This is a genomic window from Shewanella sp. SR44-4 (genome assembly GCF_014163715.1).
Lineage (GTDB): Bacteria > Pseudomonadota > Gammaproteobacteria > Enterobacterales > Shewanellaceae > Shewanella.
Map to the genome: position 1 here is coordinate 1 of NZ_JACJDU010000152.1, position 406 is coordinate 406.

1 rRNA gene is annotated in these 406 nt (G+C 44.8%); it reads right to left on the reverse strand.

Features of this window, described 5'->3' with window-relative positions:
• Positions 1–115: ribosomal RNA gene (locus H5125_RS21830) — 23S ribosomal RNA — on the reverse strand; the annotation flags it as partial.
• Positions 116–406 lie beyond the last annotated feature (291 nt).

Sequence of the window (406 nt, forward strand, 5' to 3'; positions counted from 1 at the left end):
GATATCGTTAGCTCAAATGCTTATTACTAGCTCGCCAACGCTTTTCGCAAGTTATTACGTCCTTCATCGCCTCTGACTGCCAAGGCATCCACCGTATACGCTTGGTCACTTAACCATACAACCCAGATAGGTTTCGCTTGCAATTTGATTGTTATGCTGCATTGTGAGTCTCGCTCGTCAATCATGTAGCGCTGCTACACTCATTCCTCGCTCACCCCACGGCTTTGCCTAACAACCAACTTGCTGCGCTTATGACAATCGGAACTGTCAAAGCTATTTGAGTCATATCATGACCAGCTGGTTTTTACTTGTCTCACCTCCGACCAGGAAGTGGACTCGCCTTAGTTTTTAGAATATTCAAGACACTTAAACAGTGTTTTGAGAACTCAAGTGTTAATGCTTTCGC